Origin of the sequence: Myceligenerans indicum (genome assembly GCF_016742955.1) — a bacterium.
In the GTDB taxonomy this organism is placed as follows: Bacteria; Actinomycetota; Actinomycetes; order Actinomycetales; family Cellulomonadaceae; genus Myceligenerans; species Myceligenerans indicum.
The window spans coordinates 1-1,155 of sequence record NZ_JABBYC010000127.1; the positions used below are offsets into that span (position 1 = coordinate 1).

General features: G+C 71.6%; 1 protein-coding gene. It reads right to left on the minus strand.

The window, feature by feature from the left end:
* Positions 1 to 931 (minus strand): type IV toxin-antitoxin system AbiEi family antitoxin domain-containing protein (locus HGK34_RS22205; RefSeq protein ID WP_201851602.1); only part of this gene is annotated, 931 nt, incomplete at its 3' end.
* Positions 932 to 1,155 lie beyond the last annotated feature (224 nt).

Genomic DNA, 1,155 nt, shown 5'->3' on the forward strand with positions numbered 1-1,155 from the left:
AGATGTGTATAAGAGACAGGGTGAGGACAGGGCGCAGCCGGGCGAGGTAGGGGCCGGGGTGGCGCAGGTCGTCGGGGTAGAAGCGCAGGATCGTCGCGCCCGAGGCGATCAGGCCGTTCTGGCGGATCGTGTCGCGTCGCAGTGCCTGGTCACCGCTGTGGAACTCCGCGCCGTCGACCTCGACCACGAGCCACCGCCCGTCGCCCAGGTGCCACAGGAGGTCTCCGCGCCCGAGGAAGGTCCCGGCGTCGTCGAACAGATCCCGTTGCAGGTCGTCGGGGGCGAGGCCGGCGTCGTCGGCCAGGAGCCGAGCGTGAGACTCCGGCGGCGACTCCGCCCGCCCGTCCGCCAGGTCGAACCAGCCGTGGCGGGTGGCGATGCCGGGCCGCCCGCGCGCGTGGTCGTGGGCACGTGCCAGCCCGCCCGCGTCCAGGAGGCCTCCGTGAAGCACGGAGTCCATCACGGCGACGGCCTGCAACCGGTCGAGGTCGGGGAGGGCCTGGGCGAGCGCCCACTCCGGGGCGGCCACCCGACGGCTCCCGACCACCCGCGTGTGCATCCCGAAGTCGTACTGCCGCACCCGGATGCCGTCGCGGTGCCGCCCGTGGCGTGCCCGGGGCAACGCCACCTCGGGTGGGATGCGCCGGGGGAGGCCCTGGGCACCGAGCATCGCCAGTGCGCCCAGCCCGACGGCGGCCGAGCCCCGCACCGACAACAGGCCGAGCCGCGGAGCGCGGAGGCGGGCGGTGTCGAACGGGTGGAGGCGCGGGTCGACCTGTCCGGTGTCGAACACGTTCGTGGCGACACGCATCCACCGGCCCGTCGCCGTCAGCCGGCGGCGGCTGGCATCCGCCAGGCCGAACGCTTCGGCCTGTTCCGCGGAGACCAGCCCGCTCTGCCCGCGAGCCAGCGCCACCAGTCGAGGATCCACCTCTTTCCTCTTCGCCACCCCCCAACCCCACCAGCTCGATAAACAAACCACATCTCATCCACAACCATCATCGCCACCCCGACGCCAGCCACGACTGTAACGTTGTTCCAAATATCTGGAACAACGTTACAGTCGTGGTCGACGTCAGATCGGCGTCGGCGTCGGCGTCAGCGTCGGCGTCGCCCCGGCGTCCGCGGCGAGGAGGCTGTCTCTTATACACATCT